At 60.5% G+C, this 17,454-nt stretch carries 14 protein-coding genes; 3 read left to right on the top strand and 11 right to left on the bottom strand.

Features of this window, described 5'->3' with window-relative positions:
• Window positions 1-214 precede the first annotated feature (214 nt).
• From J0G10_RS04705 to J0G10_RS04695, 3 genes are all read left to right on the top strand, one after another.
• Window positions 215-1,096, top strand: coding sequence for a LysR substrate-binding domain-containing protein (locus J0G10_RS04705; protein WP_093442329.1), 882 nt, complete (start codon window positions 215-217; stop codon window positions 1,094-1,096).
• A gap of 55 nt (window positions 1,097-1,151) precedes the next feature.
• Window positions 1,152-1,727, top strand: coding sequence for an NAD(P)H-dependent oxidoreductase (locus J0G10_RS04700; RefSeq protein ID WP_095051034.1), 576 nt, complete (start codon window positions 1,152-1,154; stop codon window positions 1,725-1,727).
• A gap of 199 nt (window positions 1,728-1,926) precedes the next feature.
• On the top strand, window positions 1,927-2,337 hold the full coding sequence (locus J0G10_RS04695) for a MerR family transcriptional regulator (RefSeq protein WP_034154373.1): 411 nt from the start codon (window positions 1,927-1,929) through the stop codon (window positions 2,335-2,337).
• Between the two features lie 69 nt (window positions 2,338-2,406).
• Here the strand turns inward: J0G10_RS04695 and J0G10_RS04690 are convergent, their stop codons facing one another.
• From J0G10_RS04690 to J0G10_RS04640, 11 genes are all read right to left on the bottom strand, one after another.
• Complete coding sequence (locus tag J0G10_RS04690; RefSeq protein ID WP_220557625.1) at window positions 2,407-5,022, bottom strand: efflux RND transporter permease subunit; 2,616 nt, start codon at window positions 5,020-5,022, stop codon at window positions 2,407-2,409.
• 33 nt (window positions 5,023-5,055) lie between these two features.
• Window positions 5,056-5,892 carry an outer membrane lipoprotein-sorting protein gene (locus J0G10_RS04685; RefSeq protein WP_093442334.1) on the bottom strand — a complete coding sequence of 279 codons (837 nt, stop codon included), beginning with the start codon at window positions 5,890-5,892 and terminating at the stop codon, window positions 5,056-5,058.
• A 57-nt stretch (window positions 5,893-5,949) separates the two neighbouring features.
• On the bottom strand, window positions 5,950-7,182 hold the full coding sequence (locus J0G10_RS04680) for a DUF1302 family protein (RefSeq protein WP_371857766.1): 1,233 nt from the start codon (window positions 7,180-7,182) through the stop codon (window positions 5,950-5,952).
• 68 nt (window positions 7,183-7,250) lie between these two features.
• Window positions 7,251-8,015, bottom strand: coding sequence for an SDR family NAD(P)-dependent oxidoreductase (locus J0G10_RS04675; protein ID WP_095126599.1), 765 nt, complete (start codon window positions 8,013-8,015; stop codon window positions 7,251-7,253).
• Window positions 8,012-8,749: a 3-oxoacyl-ACP reductase family protein gene (locus tag J0G10_RS04670; protein ID WP_099757931.1), complete on the bottom strand. Its 738-nt coding sequence runs from the start codon at window positions 8,747-8,749 to the stop codon at window positions 8,012-8,014. The genes J0G10_RS04675 and J0G10_RS04670 overlap by 4 nt, the downstream gene beginning before the upstream one ends.
• A gap of 9 nt (window positions 8,750-8,758) precedes the next feature.
• The gene (locus tag J0G10_RS04665; RefSeq protein ID WP_099757930.1) at window positions 8,759-11,629 is read right to left on the bottom strand and encodes an aminotransferase class III-fold pyridoxal phosphate-dependent enzyme; all 2,871 of its coding nucleotides are present in this window, start codon (window positions 11,627-11,629) and stop codon (window positions 8,759-8,761) included.
• Between the two features lie 54 nt (window positions 11,630-11,683).
• Entirely contained in the window at window positions 11,684-12,892 is a 1,209-nt protein-coding gene (locus J0G10_RS04660; RefSeq protein ID WP_095051039.1) for a beta-ketoacyl synthase N-terminal-like domain-containing protein, read from the bottom strand.
• A complete protein-coding gene (locus J0G10_RS04655; protein WP_220557623.1) occupies window positions 12,889-14,184 on the bottom strand; it encodes a beta-ketoacyl-[acyl-carrier-protein] synthase family protein in 1,296 nt (431 codons plus the stop codon). The genes J0G10_RS04660 and J0G10_RS04655 overlap by 4 nt, the downstream gene beginning before the upstream one ends.
• On the bottom strand, window positions 14,181-15,239 hold the full coding sequence (locus tag J0G10_RS04650) for a beta-ketoacyl-[acyl-carrier-protein] synthase family protein (protein WP_220557621.1): 1,059 nt from the start codon (window positions 15,237-15,239) through the stop codon (window positions 14,181-14,183). The genes J0G10_RS04655 and J0G10_RS04650 overlap by 4 nt, the downstream gene beginning before the upstream one ends.
• 1 nt (window position 15,240) lies before the next feature.
• Window positions 15,241-16,515, bottom strand: a complete 1,275-nt coding sequence (locus tag J0G10_RS04645; RefSeq protein ID WP_220557611.1) for a beta-ketoacyl-[acyl-carrier-protein] synthase family protein — start codon at window positions 16,513-16,515, stop codon at window positions 15,241-15,243.
• 8 nt (window positions 16,516-16,523) lie between these two features.
• The gene (locus J0G10_RS04640) at window positions 16,524-17,093 is read right to left on the bottom strand and encodes an acyl carrier protein (protein WP_095126602.1); all 570 of its coding nucleotides are present in this window, start codon (window positions 17,091-17,093) and stop codon (window positions 16,524-16,526) included.
• Between the last annotated feature and the right edge of the window lie 361 nt (window positions 17,094-17,454).

Below are 17,454 nucleotides of genomic sequence, written 5' to 3'. Positions count from 1 at the left end.
CGGGGTTGGCTGAAAATCTGCCATATACTGAGGGTGCCTCTCACTGGACAAGAGGCTGATATTTTTTTGAAGCTGTTGGCCTCATCGCTGGCAAGCCAGCTCCCACAGTATTTTTGTTGTTCACACATTTAGAGATCAACCCTGAAACCTGTGGGAGCTGGCTTGCCAGCGATGGGGCCAGCCCAGACACCACAAAAACCAGAGGCTGCCAATCATGCACTTCGATCTCACCGACCTGCGCCTCTACCTGCACATCCTCGACACCGGCAACATCACCGCTGGCGCCGTCCGCAGCCATTTATCCCTCGCCGCCGCCAGCGCCAGAATCCGCGCAATGGAAGCCTCGCTCGGCATCGATTTCCTCGAACGCGGCCGTCGTGGCGTCACCCCGACGCCGGCCGGTAAAGCGTTGGCCCAGCACGCGCGCATCCTCCTGCAACAGGCCGAACGCCTGCAGCAGGATCTGGCCGACTATGCCCAAGGCGTCAAAGGTCAGGTGCGTTTGCTGTGCAACACCACGGCGATCACCGAATACCTGCCGGAAGTACTCGCGGACTTCCTGCGCGATCATCCCAATCTCGACATCGACTTGCAGGAGTTGCCCAGCGCGCGCATCACCCATGCCTTGCGCCAAGGCGCGGCGGACCTCGGGATCGTCTCCGATGCGGTCGACACCCACGGTCTGCAGACCCGGCCCTTTCGCGACGATCCATTGGTGCTGATCCTGCCCCCTGAGCATGTTTTGGCGAGTCAGGCGTCGTTGACGTTTGGTGAAACCCTGGCGCACGACTATGTTGCGCTTGGCAGCCACAGCGCGCTGGCGATTCACCTGGAGGAACAAGCGCTGCACATCGGCCAGCGCATGTCGATCCGGATCCGTGCCGATGGCTTCGAGGGCGTCATGCGCATGGTGGCGCGAGGTGCGGGGCTGGCCATCGTGCCCAAGGTGGCCATCGAGCGCTGGGCGGCGGTGCACTCGGTAACGTGCCGGCCGCTGGACGAAGTCTGGGCGCATCGCACCTTGCAACTGTGTGCGCGGGACTTCGACCACCTGCCCGGTTACGCCCGGGCCTTGTTTGATGCGCTGGTGCCTTGACTCTACCGCTAGGGGCAGACTCTATCCTGTGAGCTTCATTTCAGGAGTACACACAATGAGCAAACGAATGCTCGTGATACTGGGTCACCCCTCCACCGACAGCTTTTGCGGGGCATTGAGTGAGACTTACGTTCAGGCCGCCAAGGACGCCGGGCATGACGTGCGGCTGCTGCGTCTGGATGCGCTGGAGTTCGACCCGGTCCTGCACGAAGGCTACAACAAGGTGCAGCCACTGGAGCCGGACCTGCTGCAAGCCCAGGCCGATATCACCTGGGCCGAGCACCTGACATTCGTCTATCCGATCTGGTGGGGCGGGATTCCGGCACTGTTGAAAGGCTTCGTCGACCGGATTTTCCTGCCGGGTTTCGCCTTCAAATATCGCGAAGGCAAAGCCTTCCCCGACAAGCTGCTCAAGGGCCGTACCGCGCATTTGCTGGTGACCATGGACACGCCGTACTGGTACTACAAATGGATCTATGGGATGCCGGGGCTGAATCAGATGCGCAAGACCACGCTGGAATTCTGCGGCATCAAGCCACTGAAGACGCTGACCTTCGGGCCGATCCTTGGCTCCAAGCCAAACCAGCGCGATGCCTGGCTGGAACAGGCGCGCGTGACCGCCGCCGTCTAAGGCTTTCCTGCCGCCTCAACTGACGGCGCACAAGCCGCCGTCAGTGCCTCTTCGGGCTCCCTTCTCGAGCCCGTCCGTCGCCTGTGCACGTCATTTACGCGCAGTTGCCATTTTCTGATGGTATTGGACATATAATCGCCGCCGATCCGGCATGACGCCTGATCGCGCTACGCTATGTTTGATCATCGAGACGGACCTTATGTATATCGGCAAAGCCGCCCAACTGTCGGGCACCACAGTCAAAAGCATTCGCCATTACGAAGAAATCGGCCTGTTGCCCGAGCCCAAGCGTGAAGGCAAATACCGCATCTACAGCCAGCAAAGTGTCGAGGTGTTGACGTTCATCAAGTGCGCCCAGCAATTGGGCTTCAAGCTCAAAGAGCTGCAGGTGATCCTCAACAACTACCGCGGCGACGAATTCCCGTGGGACATGGCGCAACGAGCCATTGCCGAAAAAAAAGCCGAACTGGTGACCCAGATCGGCGATTTGCAGCAATTGCATGATGGCCTTGAGGCGTTTGAACACAACCTCAACGACGCCCGCCAGGAATGTCAGTTCGAGCGCATCGCCCGCTATGGCGAAAAAAACCCGGTCAATACACTGAACTGAAAACCCTGCTGCGCCGCATGACCGGGTTCGCCTGTCGTCTCAGGGCAGGCGCGCCCGGTCGTTGGCGAATCAGCCCGGTACCGCCTCCCCTTCTGTGCGCAGCGCTTGAACCGGCGCATGCACCGGTGCTATCGCCGCAAAGAACCACGGTGACACCAGCGTCACCAGGACAATGGTCATGACTCCGCTGGAAAACAGCGCCATCGCCACCAGTGCACCCAGATCGACAATCGGCTTGAAGTCGGAAAACAGCAGCGCCATGAAGCCCACGGAGAAGATCACCACGTTGATCACCGTCGAACGGCCGACGCTGTGCATCGCCTGCAAAATAGCCGCGTCGATCTCATTGCCCTGCTGCACCAGCAACTTGATCCGCGACAGCAGGTGCACCGCGTAATCCACCACGCCGACCACGAGGAACGTCACCAGCGTCGTGCCGATGTTCAGCTCAATGCCGAACAGGAACATGAAGCCATAGACCGTCACCGACGTGGTCAGCAAGGTCAGCATGCCGAGCACACCGAGGCGCACCGATTTGAGCCAGTACATCATCATCAGCGTGACGACCAGCAAGGCCAGGGAAAAACTCAGCACCTGGCCCTGAGTGATTTCCTGCAGGACGCCCGTCCAGATCAACGGCGTGCCGGCGTGGGTCACCTCCAGGTTGGCCGGTTTGTTGACCAGCAACCAGGCATCGAGGCGGTCGAGCATGCCCTGATAGTCGCTGGCGACCGACGAGGTCATGGTGTACAGGGTCAAGGCCTTGGAGAAATCGGCGTTGAGCACGTTGTTCAGGTCCGAACCGCCACCGTTTTCGAACAGCATCACGTGTTGCTCGATCAGCGAATTGCCCGGCACTTCAAACTGCTCGACCTGCCCGTCGTCATTGACCGACGAGACCTTCTCAACGGCATTCGGCACCCGCAGATACTCCGGGTTCATGTCGTTGAGCACCAGGTTCATGCGCTTGACGTAAGTGGCCAGCGAGTAGCCGTAACTGACGTTCGGTTGCTGTTTGATGAAGTGGTCGAGCTTGTCGATGAACTGCACCACTTCGGTGGTCAGCACGCCGCGTGGTTCTTTGCTGTCGATCGCGATCCAGCCCGGCGCCGTGCCCGCTACTTTGGCGTGGTTGATGAACTGATCGGACACGCGAATGTGGCTTTCCGGCTTGAAGTAAGCGATGCCGGAGTCTTCGATATCGACGCGGAAGGTGAACACGGTGGCCAGCGCCAACAGCGGCAGCATGACCATCAGGATCGGTTTGCGAAAGCGGATCATCCAGGCACAGAACGCCACCAGATACCGCGAGATGATCGATTCCTTGTGTACCTCAGCCTTGGCCTGCTGCGGCTGATCCTTGCCCCAGATGGAAATCCACGCCGGAATCAGCAACAGCGAAATGATCAGCGCCGCGGTCAGACCGATCGACATGAACACGCCGAAATTGCGGATGCTGACAATGTTGTTGGTGGTGGAAATCATGAACGTGGCGATGGTCGTCACGGTCGTCAACACCACCGGCACCACCATCAAGCGCTGGGTTTCACGGTTGGCCTCACGATTGCTCTTGCCCGCGTTTTTCTGCTCGTAATATTCAGCCATCACGTGGATCGCATCCGAGCAGCAAATGGTGAACAGGAACACCGGTAGCACACTGGTCAGCAGGTCGAACGGCACCCGCAACAGCGCCATCAGGCCCAAGGTCCAGATGGTGCAGAACAGAATGTTGAACAGCGGCAACAGCACGCCCAGTGGTTTGCGGAAGAAGAAAATCAGCAGCAAGGTAATCAGCAAAAACACGATCGGGAACAGCACGGCCAGGTCGTGATCGATGATTTCCTGTTGCGCGGCGATGAAGATCGGCATGCCGGCAATGAAGATTTCGTCCTTGTACTCCGGGTGTTCGGCCTGATATTGCGCGACGATGCCGCGCACGATCTGATAAGCCCGCAGTTGCGCCTGAGCGTCGTCCTGCTTGGTGCCGAGTTCGGCCACCAGCATCGCGACTTTCTTGTCCTTGGACACCACCCCGTCGACCATCAGTTCGTTGCCCATGATCTGCGACTCGACCAGCGCCGGGTCCATGTCATAAGCATTCAGGGTTTTGTGGATCAACAGCTCGCCGTCGTCGGTCAGGACGATGTTTTCCAGGTCGCCCATCGAGGCCATTTCGCGGATCGGGTTGATCCGCTCGGCGAGAAAGGTCAGGAACAACTGATCATGGGCGTCCCAGTTCTGGCTTTGGGCATGATCACGCAATGCCTTGGCGTTGGCGTAATCGTTCTGCGAAAAGCCATCCTCGAGAATATCCCGGGTCAACAACTGCGCACGGCTGTCGCCTGCATGCCGGGCGACGATTTGCGCCAACTGCTCCTTGTCGGCATCGTTGGCCAGAATCATCTTGCGCACCGATTGCGACATCGAAAACAGCGCGTTGAGCGTCGATTTGTTGAACACCGTTTGCGGGTTGTTCAGCGCCACCATGACCGAGTCGAACGTGCCGGTGAACTCACCCTGCAAATCGATGATGGTCTTGCGCGCCGGGTGGCTTTCCTTGAGCAGATAAGGGTTGGTGTCGGACACCAGCGCGCCCAGCGTATAAGTGAAATACGCCGTAATCGCCACCAGCAGGAAAACAATCGCCCGCGCATAGCGCTCGACGAAATTCAGATATCTTTCCATGATCATGCGGTTCCAGGTCGTCGGGGTCGGCGCTTAGCGGGCAGACACGGCAAAGTCCGGCAGGTCACCGGTTTTCAGCCCGCGTTTGATGGCGGTCTGGGTGAAGAGGCGGTCTTCCAGAGAAACGTTGTACTGCAACTGGTTGAAGCGCATTTCCGAACGCGTACCGTCGATGAAGTGCTCGGTTTCACTGAGCACGATGCTGTCGATCGAATCGATGGTCGCGACTTTCTGCGTGCGCATCTGCTTGATCAACACGCCTTTGACGTCGAAGAAATCCTGACGCATGACCAGGAAATTCTGCTTGTCGATCCACACCTTCAGCTTGTTGTAACCGGTCTTGGCCAGCACCTCGGGAGACGCCGGTTCGCGCTCGATCACGTAGCAGTCGCGGCCCTTGATCTGTTCTTCGCCGACGAGTTTCTGCGAGTAGTCTTTAACGCGGATCTTGTCCAGATCGGCGTACGAGTACTCGCTGCCCATGAACGAGCCGCGCTTGTCGGTGGTGGAGATGCGGCGGGTCTGGCGGCTGACCGGCAAGTACATCCACTGGCTGTCTTCCAGGCCAAGGGTTTCGTGCGGGTTTTCGATGTGGAAGGCCACGTCACGCACGTCAGTCGGCGCAGAAAAGTACATGCTGAACTTGTCGCTGTCCGGGTAATCCTTTTGCAGATAGGTGAACTCGCGAACGCGGGTATTGCCTTTCTTGTCATGCAGGATCAGCGAGACCTGGGACATGAAGCTGTTCCCGTCATTGCGATCGCGTACCTGACGGATGATCTCATCGGCATTGCCAGCCTCGGCGGCACTGGCGCAGGCGCTACCGAGGATCAGTGCGGCGGTGGTCAGACTTTTCAAAAACGGCAACATAACAACTTCCTTTTCGTTGGATGAGTGCACCTGCGCGAGAGCGGCAGGCGTGATGGGTCAGAACAGATAACCGGCCGACAGCCGTACTTGATCGCGCTTGCTGTACTCGCCGAAAGTCTTCTCGGGCTTGCCGAAGAACACATCCACTTCCAGCCCGAGCTTGATGTAGTCGACCGGTTTGTAGGTGAAGATGCCTTGCAGCAAGGCGTCATCCTGAAACGGCGGTGAGCCAGCGACCACCAGACGACTCTTGAGGCGGTCTTGCCAATGAGTGCCTTCGGCCGACAGGGTGAACAGCGGTTCGTGTTTGTCCTGCAACATGCCGTCCTGCCAGTCGAGCAGCACTTGTTCCTGCCATTGCGCGGAGATCAGCCAGTCGCGCAACAGGTAGTCGACACCCAGCAGCGACTTGACCATCGGCGTACTGTCGGCACCGTAGGCGCGGGTCGGATTGGTCACGCGCCAGTTGTCGAAATACGCCACCTCGCTGCGCACCACGATGCTGTGCCCGGCGTCGATCGCCAGCCCGGCACCGCCCATGGTGTAACGGGGAAACTGCCGTTCCAGCCGCGTGCGGCCGTCGTCGGCGAGGCCTTCGACCGCGTACACCGGGTCTTGCTGACGGGCGCTCAAGGCGACAAAACTGGTGTCCACCGCACCGATCCGGCCGTTGGCGCTCAGGCCATAGGAATAGCCTTTGTCGCCGTCATAGCCGGGCTTGGAATCGAGCAGGAAATACTGCGGGTCCGGCGTAGCAAACAGTGGCGCGGCAAATTCACTGCCCTCAACCGGCGCTTGGTTTTTCACGAAGTCAGTGATCCACAGCGCCTCCAGTTCCCACTCGCCCACCGGTTGCGCAAAGCGCACCATGGGCACGGCGATGCGGCTGTCTTCGAGCAGCGGCGTCAGACCGTCGCGATAGTCCAGCGGGTTGATCTGATCGAGCACACGCAATTCATCCGCGCGGCCCCAGACCACTTGCTGCCAGCCCACTGTCACCTCTCCGTCACCCAGCGAATGGCCGACGTAGAGGTGCCGCCAATCGGCGTCGAAACGGTATTTGTCGCGTGCCCGTTCGCTGTACGGATTGTTGCCGTCGTAGCGCGCGTCGTAACGCACGCGGCCCTTGGCCTTGTAGTAACCGCCCTCCCAGTTGTCTTCCAGGTTGGCTTTGAAATACACGGCTTTTTGCGTGATCTGGTCGTCGCCGTGCAGACGCATGGCCGTGGCCACGCCGACTTCACCGTCGGCGTAATCGGGCTTCAGATCAGCGACGGTAAATTCGGCCATCGCGGTGGGCGCAGCCATGCACGCCCATACCGCACACACGATGTGACTGTTGTGAAATCGAGGCATCGCTACATTCCCAACCCGACACCGCCATCGATCACCAGACTCTGCGCGGTCACCCCGCCAGCCTCGGGGCTGGCCAGGTAACGCACCATCGCCGCCACCTCCTCGCTCTGGATGAAACGGCGCATCGGCAGTTTCTTCTTCGCGTTGCGTACGATCTGTTCCTGGGTCAGCCCGGCAATCGCCGCTTGCGTCGCCAGTTCACCCTGCAACATCGGCGTGTCGATCCACGCTGGCAGAATCGCGTTGACGGTGATCTGCCGCGAAGCGAGATCCAGCGCCAGCGCCTTGGTCATGCCGACGATGCCGTGCTTGGAGGCGCAGTACGCGGTGTTGCGCACCTTGCCGGCACGGCCGAGGATCGACGACATGTTGATAATCCGCCCACGGTCAGGCATCAGCGCCAGACACAACGAGGTCACGTAGAACGTGCCATTGAGGTTGACCGAAATCACCTTGTGCCAGTTGTGCAGATCTTCCGGTTCGTTCTCGTTGCAGATGCCGGCGCTGTTGACCAGCACATCAACGTATTCGACTTGCGAACCGAGGGTCTTGAACAACGCCTCCATGGCCGGCAGGTCAGCAATGTTCGCCGCATGGGTTTCGACCCGCGCCTTGATCTGCTCCTGCTGCTCGTCGACCCAGCGCTGCAGTTCGGCCAGATCGAGATCCAGCAGGATTAGGCGATTGCCGGCGTCGGCGGCAAAATTTTCGGCGACCGCGCGACCGATGCCTTTCGCCGCTCCGGTAATCAGAATCGTCCGGCTCATGGCATTTTCAACCCGCCGTTAACCGACAGGACCTCCCCGGTCAGGTACAAACCGCGATCGGCGAGGTACAGCACCGCTTCGGCGATTTCTTCCGGTTCGGCGTAGCGTTTGATCAACAGACGCGACTGGATTTCTTCCTCCTGACTGCCAATCAGCGCCGTACTCATCTCGGTCTTGACGATGCCCGGGGCGACCGCGTTGACGCGAATGTTGCGCGGCGCCAGCTCCACCGCCAAGGCACGGGTCAACGATTCGACTCCGCCCTTGGCGGCGGCATAGTTGCTTTGGCCTTTACCGGGTTTCTGCGCCGCCACCGAACTGATGTTGACGATGCAACCGCTGCGCTGGCGCAACATGCCCGGCACCACCTGCTGACAGCACAGCATCGTGCCGATCAGGTTGGTCTGGATCACCTCGACCAGGTCGCGCGCCGACATCGTCGCCAGCAAGCCATCACGGGTGATGCCGGCGTTATTGACCAACAGATCGATACGCTGGAAATGCTCCTCGACCCGTTCGAAAAACGCCTTGATGCTGTCGCCGCTGCTGACATCGCACTGCAACGCCAGGCAATCGATGCCCGACGCCTGAACCTCATCGCGCAAAGCCATCGCCGCGACTTCATCGCGCACGTAACTGAACGCGATCTGATAACCCGCCCCGGCCAGGGTCTGGACAATCGCCCGACCGATGCCGCGACTGCCACCGGTCACTACTGCTACTTTATTCGGCATGACCGTTCCTTAAAGCGAGTTGTCGGTTTTGAACTGCGCGAGGCTGAAGCCGTGAGTCGCCGCCAGTGCACGAATCTGCTGCACTTGCTCGCGGCTGATGTCGCCGTAGGAGTAGTGCTGTTTCATACCGGACAGGCCCATCAGCACCGACTCGGCCATGCACGCGTACAACTGACCTTGCTTGAGATAGGCGCGAACGTTTTTCACCAGGCCATCGCCCAGCGGCGTCTGCACGATGCCGCCGTGCATGTAGAGCACGTCGGAGCGTTGGCTAGCGAGGTTCTGGTCAACGTTCAGCGGCACGGCGATGTCGCAGATCACGCTGTTTTCGGCGAAGTGTTCGGCAAAGAGAAACGGCTGCGGTGCGTTCGCCGCGCAGAGCACGATGCGTGCCTGTTTCAGCACATCAAGATCGTTGCTGACGGTGATGAAGGCGTTCGCGCCCAAGCGTTCTTCGACCAGTTTCGCTACGCGCAGCCCCAGATCGGCACTGCTGCCGTGGGCCTGCAAGAGTCCATCGATTCCATCAATTTGCTGCAGGCGACGGGCGAGGCGATCGTGTTCGGCGACACCCTTGAGAATCGCGCGGGCGGCTTCGGCGTAAATCTGTTGCGCGGTTTTTTCCAGACGGCGCAGCGAACCGTCGCGACCGCTGCCGATGAGGATCAGGTGCTCGACACTGGTCGACAACAACGAGGCATAGGTCGAGGCGATGTTGCCGGCGGCACCGACCACCGCAGCGGTCTGCTCGCCCAGCTCAAGGCCTTGCTGTTTGCAGCCCTGTTCGATGGCTTCCAGGCCCATGCCGATGGTCAGTGCATTACCGGAAGTCAGCGCCATGTCAGGAATCTGCAGGGCCTGGCAGTTGTTGGTGACGATCGAGGTGTACATGCCCAGCCCGGCGACGGTGTACCCATCGGCGCGGGCATCCTTGATGCGGTTGCCGACTTCTTCGCGGATGGTTTGCAGATCACCGCTGGCGATGTACGCCGCCATCGCATCGGAATCCATGCACAGCGGGTACAGGGTGAATTCCACGGCGGTGCCGAGTTTCGAGCGAATCTGCACCGGTCCGATTGGCGCGGCACGGCGCTCGGGGGCCATGCGTTTGATGAACTCGCGTTTCTGTTCAGCGCTCAGGGTCGACAGTGAAGGATCGACGTCGCTGAGCATGTCCGAATCAATCAGATGGTTGATGAACGCCACGCGCGCCACCACGCGCACGTTCTCATCAGACTTTGGGAGGCTTTCATCCTCCTTGAAGCTGACCTCGCGGGCCGGCACTTGCGCGATGCTGTCGGCACACACACCAGCCGCCAGCGGGAAGGCATCGCGGCGGCGCAACATGTCGCAGACTTTCTGCAAAGAACCGATCAAGCCGTCGATTTCTTCGAAGGTGATGCACACCGGCGGTTCCAGACGAATCACATTGGCGTTGCTGCCCGACGGCGCCACGCGCAGGGATTCGAATTGCAGCAGGTAGCCGGCGATGATGTAGCCCAGCGCATCGTTGTACTGCGCCGATGCCTGAACCAGTGAGCTGGTGCCGGTCAGGTCGTGCAGTTCGAAGCCCAGCAGCAAGCCACGCCCACGCACATCGGCGATGACGTCCGGATAGGCCGCCTTGAGTTCCAGCAGCGAAGCCTTGAGGTACTCGCCCTTCTTGTTCACGTCCTTGAGCATCGCGCTGTCGTTCTCGAACAGACGGCGCAGGGCCGACAGGGCGATATGGCAAGAGGCATCATCTTCGGCAAAGGTCGAACTGTGGATGTAGCTGAAATCGTTTTCGTAGTGGCTGGCGCGAATCACCGTCGCGGCGATTTTCATCAGTCCACCGCCCAGCGCTTTCGAAAGGCAGTAGTAATCACCCTGCAAGTTGAAATGGCTGGCGCCAAGCAAGGTGCCGGTGCGGCCGAAACCGGATTGCACTTCATCGATGATCAGCGGGCATTGCTGCTCGTTGCACAGGCGCCGCAGGCCCAGATAGAACTCATTGGCGAACTCGTTGATGCCACCCTCGCCCTGGATCGGCTCCAGCAATACAGCGGTGATCGCACTGAACGCCTCACGGCGAACCTGCAGGGTTTCGCCGCTCCATTCCAGGCTCAACCAATGACGGATATGACGGGCCGGCAGCTCTTGCAATTGCTGGGGTTGCTGCGGGTCGATGAACTCGACGTTGAGGCCGAAACGGGCGAACGGCTTGCGGTACTGCTTGCCATAGGTCAACTGAACGGTGTTCACCAGTTTGCCGTGGAAGCTGCCGCGCACAGCGAGGAACACCGGCTCGACATGCAACTGCGCCAGGTTGTGCTGACGCACCGCTTCGGCCACTTGGCGCACGGTGACGCAGGACAGATTCTGCGGCAGCAGACCGGCGGGCAAATCGAGATCGTCGATGTCCAGTTCGACGTAAGCCTTGTCGCTGGCAACCAGATTGGCGAGGGCGAAATCACGCTCGTCGAATTGCTTCTGCAGGTTTTTCTGACGACGGTATTCGGCGTGCTTGACGGCGATTTCCACCGACTCGGCGCCACTGTTGGAAAAGGTCGAAATGTAGCGTTCGCTGTTGTTCAGCTCACGGTTGAACGCTTCACTGAGTTCACGCCCCAACTGCCCCGCTGCACCGCGCACCGACATCTGCGCATTGAACGGCACATCGGCACGCAGCAGGTCGACGAGTTGATCGACAAATTGCGGATCGTTGTGGCCATACAGCGCGGCGCCGTAACCGCCGAGGAAGTCAGTAACCGTCACCTCTTCGCCCTGGCGGTCGCGGTAAAACAATTTACTGCCCAGCGCTCTGTGGAATTGGCATTCCAGGCCCAGGGCCTGCATCAATTCAACGAATTTCGGCCGTACGTAATCGCGGTAATCCATGACAGTTCTATCCCTTGAGTAAAAAATCAGCTGCGTTTCGTTGCGTGCCGACGGTCAGTCAGCCGCGTGAAATTCGAGTTGGTAACCGGCGCTAAAACCGTTGTCGTCGCGGTTGATGACCAGGCAATCGTGGAGCACGGCATCGCGCGGCCCGCCGATAACGAACGGCAGATGCGCATCCAGCGGTTGCTCCAGGCCACTGACCGGCGGGATGCTCTGCGCCTGCAAAGCCTGCCGGGCAAAGATCAGGTCAACCAGGCTCGGTGCACCACTGAGCATGCCGGTCAGCGGCGTGCTGCTGGTGATGTGCGCGGCGCCGGTTCGCGCCAGCGTGCGGGCCAGATCGGCATCCTTGTGCGGATCGCCAGTGGCGCTGCTGATCAGCAGATCCACCTGTTTGTCGGGCAAGCTCAGCGAGTCCAGACGCGGATGGGCGAACAGTGCTGTCAGGCAAGTTTGCGGCCCTGCCGGCAGGTCATCGGCGCGGCGCAGTACCAGCGCCGCCGCACCTTCGCCAGCAATGCCGCCACGGCCCTGGCGATCAAAGGCACGCAGGCTTGGCGAACCGTCGGTGCTGATCACCCCCGCCTCGGCCAGTGCGGCGAGGGCCAGCGGATCCAGTTCACTGCCCGCGCCCACCACAATGGCCGCATCGATCCGCCCGCTCTGCAACGCCGCGCAGGCTTCGCGCAGCGCCGCCAGATTGCCGGCCACGCCTTGCATGTAGGCGTTGCATTCGCACTCAAGCTTCAAGGCCAGACTGACGACGCCGAGCAAACCGTTGCTCAGGCTCTTGAGCACCAGGAACGGATCGAGTGCACGTTCCTGCAACACGCGTTTGGCCAGACGCTGCATGTCGGCACCGCTCTCGGTCTGACACTCGTGCAACAGTTCGCCGTAAGACGCGAGCGACGGATGGGTGTAACCGCCCTGGCAGCAATAGAGACCAAAACGCACGTTGTCGCGGCCCGGTTCAAGCTCGGCCTCGGCCAACGCCTGGCGCACCGCACTGACGCCCCAGATCACCGCCGGCGGGCAGTAACGTTGGAGGTTTTGCGCAACGTCCTGACGGCTACGTTGATGATCTCGATCAGCGATGTGCCCGAACGCAATGACCCGCTCGCTGTGGAACAACGACGAGTTCAGGGGCGAGATCGCGCTACGCCCTCCGCGGGCCGACGACCAGAAACCCTCAACGCCCCAGCCGGTGGGCAAGACACAGCCGCTGCCGGCGATCGCGACACGTACAGTGGTGTCAGTCATTGTCCCTGCTCCCGATATTTGCCAAGGGCCAGCGAAGTATTGAGGCCACCGAAACCGAAGGAATTGCTCAGCGCGTAATCCACTCGGCGACTGACGGCTTGCCCGGCGCAGTAATCCAGATCGCACTGTTCGTCGGCGTCATGCAGGTTCACTGTTGGCGTGACCAGATCGTTGAGGCAGGCCAACGCGGTGACGATGCATTCCGGTGCGCCAGCGGCCGCGATCAGGTGACCGAACTGTGATTTGTTGGCGCTGACGGCCAGGGTTCGATAATGCTTGTGCTCGGCGAACACGCTTTTGATCGCCAGGGTCTCGGCCACGTCATTGAGCGGTGTCGAGGTGCCGTGGGCGTTGATCAGATCAATCTGCTGTGCACGCAAACCGGCGTCGTCCAGCGCGGCCTGCATAGCCAGTGCCGCGCCGCGTCCTTCCGGCTGCGGTGCGGTGACTTTGTAGGCGTCCAGACTGCTGCCGAAACCCAACACCTCGGCATACGGCGTGGCGCCACGGGCCAAGGCATGTTCGAGGCTTTCCAGCACGACAAAACCACCGCCCTCGCCGGCAATCAGACCGCTGCGGTCACGATCGAACGGACGGCACAGATCCGCGCCCCAGCGCTGCTCGCCCGACGCGGCACCGAGTAGATACAACGCGGCCATGGTGTCGAGGTTGAGCACCGAGTCGGCGCCACCCGCCAGCGCAACGCTGACTTCTCCGCGACGAATCATCTGGAAGGCATTGCCAATGGCTTGTGAAGCACCGGCACAGGCACTGCTGATATTGATCACCGGTCCTTCACAGCCCAGGTCGTCGGCGATTACCCGCGCCAGACGATCGTTGCTCTGGCGCAGTGAGCCATCGGCATTCACTTGCCCGGCCCGTGGCATCAGGTACGACCAGCTCGGGGTGCCACCATTCGGGGCTTCGGTCAGCAGCATGTCGGCGAGCATGTGCTGCGGTGCTCCCGAGGCACACAGCACCGCCGCGCCACGCAACTGTTCTGGCTGCAAGCCGCTGTCACCGACTGCCTGGGTGGCAGCCACCCAGCCAAACCGACTGCGCTTTTCCAGCGGCATCGTCCAGGCCGGATGGCTGTGCAGTTTTTCCGGCAACAGGCGCATGTCGACAGGCGCGGCATAACGCACCGCGAACGACGCCTCTTGCAAGTCGTCCGGCTGCCATGGCCGCACGCAATGTTCGGCGCCGAGCATTTTTTCCCAGAGGGTCTGCCATTCGAAACCGAAACCGGTGACGGCGCCCATGCCGGTGATCACAATCCGTGTCGCACTCATGCGTGCTTCTCCATGGTTTCACTGGCCAACAGCAATGCGCCCCAGTGACCGGCGCGAGTGTGGCTGACGAGCAGCGTGTAACCCGGTGCCGCCGCCGTATCACCGCTGAGATGCAAAGTCAGTGCGGCCTCTGTCAGCAAGCCGCTGGCGCCCAGTTCGCCGGTCATGGCGCGGGTACTGCAAATCTCGCGCGGGAAAGCTTCGAGCAACTTCATCACTTGCCCGTCAGCGCAATTGCCGACGATATGCTCGACGTCGCCGACCCGCAGTTTTTCGACGCTCAGGACCTGATCGATGACGCGCCGACCCACCGCCACAGAGCGTTGCGGATCGTTGCTGTAACCGCGGGCAAATCCGGCAATGCGCACGGCGTGTGCCGCACCCGGCGGCGGTGTCGACGCCAGCAACAGCGCGGCGGCGCCCTCACCGAAAATCGCTTCGTTCGCCTGATCGGGCTCGCGCAGATACAGGGCCGGGGTCAGGTTCGGGCTGCTGCTGACCACCAACGCGGCGTCGGCATGTCGCTCGCCAATCTGCTGGCAAGCTTCGATCAGCGCATCCAGCCCGGCGTTGTCCTGAGAACAAAATCCACCCATTGGCCCATGGCAATTCAATGCTTCAGCCACATAGGCCATGACGCTGCTGTTGAGCAGGGTCAGCGCATGCAGGGGCGGTGTGTTGGCCAATAACTGCGCCAGTTGTTTTTGCGGCTGTTCGATGATCGCCTGCACCGCATCCCAGCAAGGACTCGGCGCGTCGACTTCAGGAATGGCCGCTGTCAGGGCAATGCGTGACGCGGGCAATTGCAGCGCCGCCAGCGCTGGCGCAAGCCGTGCAGCACAATGCAACAGCCGTAAGCCCTGCGGTTCGACGCTGCGCTGGATCTTGCGATCAAACAGGTCACTGGCCAGTCGCGGTGTCGGCAAGGCAAACGCCTGACGCTGTGCGTCAAATGCCAGCGGTTGCGCCGCGCAGGGTGTGCCGAGCAAGTCAGCGCATTCACTGCCCGCCACATTCAGCACCGCAGCGGCATTCAGGTAGATGGCTCGGTTCATGTCATGCCCTCCCCAGAACCAGCGAGCTGTTGATGCCGCCAAAGCCGAACGAGTTGGACATCACCACGCTGATCGGCTGTCGCACCGGCTCGCTCAAGAACTTCAGCGAAGGGTATTCGGCACGCTCGGAGTCGTAATTCAGGGTCGGCAGCAGCACACCGTCACGCAGGCTCATCAGCGACAGCACCGCTTCGATCGCACCACTGCCTGCCAGGGAGTGCCCGATGGCGGACTTGTTGGCGGTGAAGGTCATGAAGTCCTGGCAGCCGCCGAACAGACGCTGCAGCGCCAACGCTTCACAACTGTCATTGGCCTGCGTGGAGGTGCCGTGGGTGTTGACGTGTTGCACGGCGCTGCGCAGCAGCCCGGCGTCTTCGATTGCGGCTTCCATGCATTCCTCGTATTTACTGCCGTCGCGACTGCTGGAGGTCATTTTCTGCGCCTCGCAGACATTCGCGTAACCCAACACCCGGCCCAGTGGCGCAGCCTTGCGCCGTTGGGCGTGTTCAGCGGATTCGAGAATGACCATCGCCGAGCCTTCGCTGAGGACAAAACCGCTACGGTCAGGCATAAACGGGCGGCTTTGTTCGCTCGCCGGCAAGTCGGCCTGACAGAGCGCGCCGAGGCTGTTGAACATGTAATAAGGCAGTTCGTTGGCCATCAGTTCGACGGCGCCGCAGATAGCCAGATCGATCTCTCCGCGCTCGATCGCCCGGTAAGCACTGCCGATGGCCATGGTGCCGGCGGCACAGGCATCGGAATGGGTCGAGATGTGATCGCGGATGCCGAGCCGATCGGCCAGGTGCTGCGTCTGTTGATCGACCCGCCGGGTGAAAGTCGCGCTGGACGCTGCCGGATTGTCCAGCAGACGGTCGAGGTCGACGCGTCCGGCCTCATCCATGCACCGGCTGAGCCGCTGCAGGTCGTGGCTGTCGGCACAGTACTTGTTGGCGCCCAGAAACAGACCGCTGCGACTGTGGGCAAAGTCTGCCGGTGTCAGACCGGCATGCTCCAGCGCCTGCCGGGCAACGTATTCGGCCAGCACACTTTGCCGTGGGCGCAGCGCCGCGTTGCCACCGAAACCGGCCCCGATCCGCTGCCACTGCGTATCGTCGATAAAACCGGCGGCGCTGTTGTTGAATCCCAGCGCCTTGAACCGAGGATGTTCGCGGACACAGGATTGCTTCCGGCAAATCCGCTCGAACAACGTGGCAGCGTCCAGCGCCATCGGCGCCACCAGACCGAACCCGCCCACATAGACTTCTCGTGCCCGCATGAGAACTCCTACACCGCTTCTTTGGCGTGAGTGGTGACAAACTGCTCAACCAATTGACGCGACACTTCATCGCCATCCGCCGGCACCAGACGTGCACTGCACGCACCGCAGACCACTTGTTGACGTTCGTTCAGAACCGCTTGGTGAGCGTTGCAATCCGGGCAGGTGGCCGGCAGGTAGTTGAAAAGATTGCGGCACTGGTTGGCCCAGTTACGCACGGTGGTCGCGGCGAACACCTGAGCCGGTTGCATGCCCGCCTTCAGTTGATCCGGGGTGTAGGCGCTGAGGCTTTGCTCAAGCAGGTGCTTGCCACTTTCGGTAATGCGACCGTTGGCGAGAAACTCGCTGGCATCCCCGCAAACCGCCACCGCATGGTCAAGCACGCTGGTTTTCGGCAGTGTGCAGCCATATTGGCGGCCCAGTTGGAAGCTCAGGTCGACGATGTCCAGCGAGTCGGCACCGAGGTCTTCGACGATGCTGCTGTTTTCTTCGATGTCATTCGCATCCATCACCAACAGCTGTGCGAGGATTTCGCGAGTGCTGGCAACGACATGTTCCAAGTCCAATGGATTGTTCATTTCTATCTCCCTATATGTCGTGACTACTTCATGAATTCGACTTATGAAAAGTAACTTTTCCCACAGCAACTTCTCACGCGGCGGGAATCTAAACTCTGCCCTTAAGGGGAGAGTCAACGAACTATTCAAGGTTTTTTTACAACTCGAAAAAAGTCTGCAAAACCCCACAGACACCGCACCTCCTTGGTGCGGCGAACGACTTATTTACTTAACAAAGACGGGGTATGGTGGGGCGCCCGCGCTATCGGGCAGGCTGACTATCGAAAGCAACTAAGGACGCAACGGAACAGACGTACTAAAAGTAAAAACCAGACAAGTAAAATAGTTATAACTTCATAGCCTTTGTTTTAGATCAATACTG

The organism is Pseudomonas germanica (genome assembly GCF_019614655.1).
Classification (GTDB): domain Bacteria; phylum Pseudomonadota; class Gammaproteobacteria; order Pseudomonadales; family Pseudomonadaceae; genus Aquipseudomonas; species Aquipseudomonas neuropathica.
This window is presented reverse-complemented; position numbering and strand designations above follow the sequence as displayed.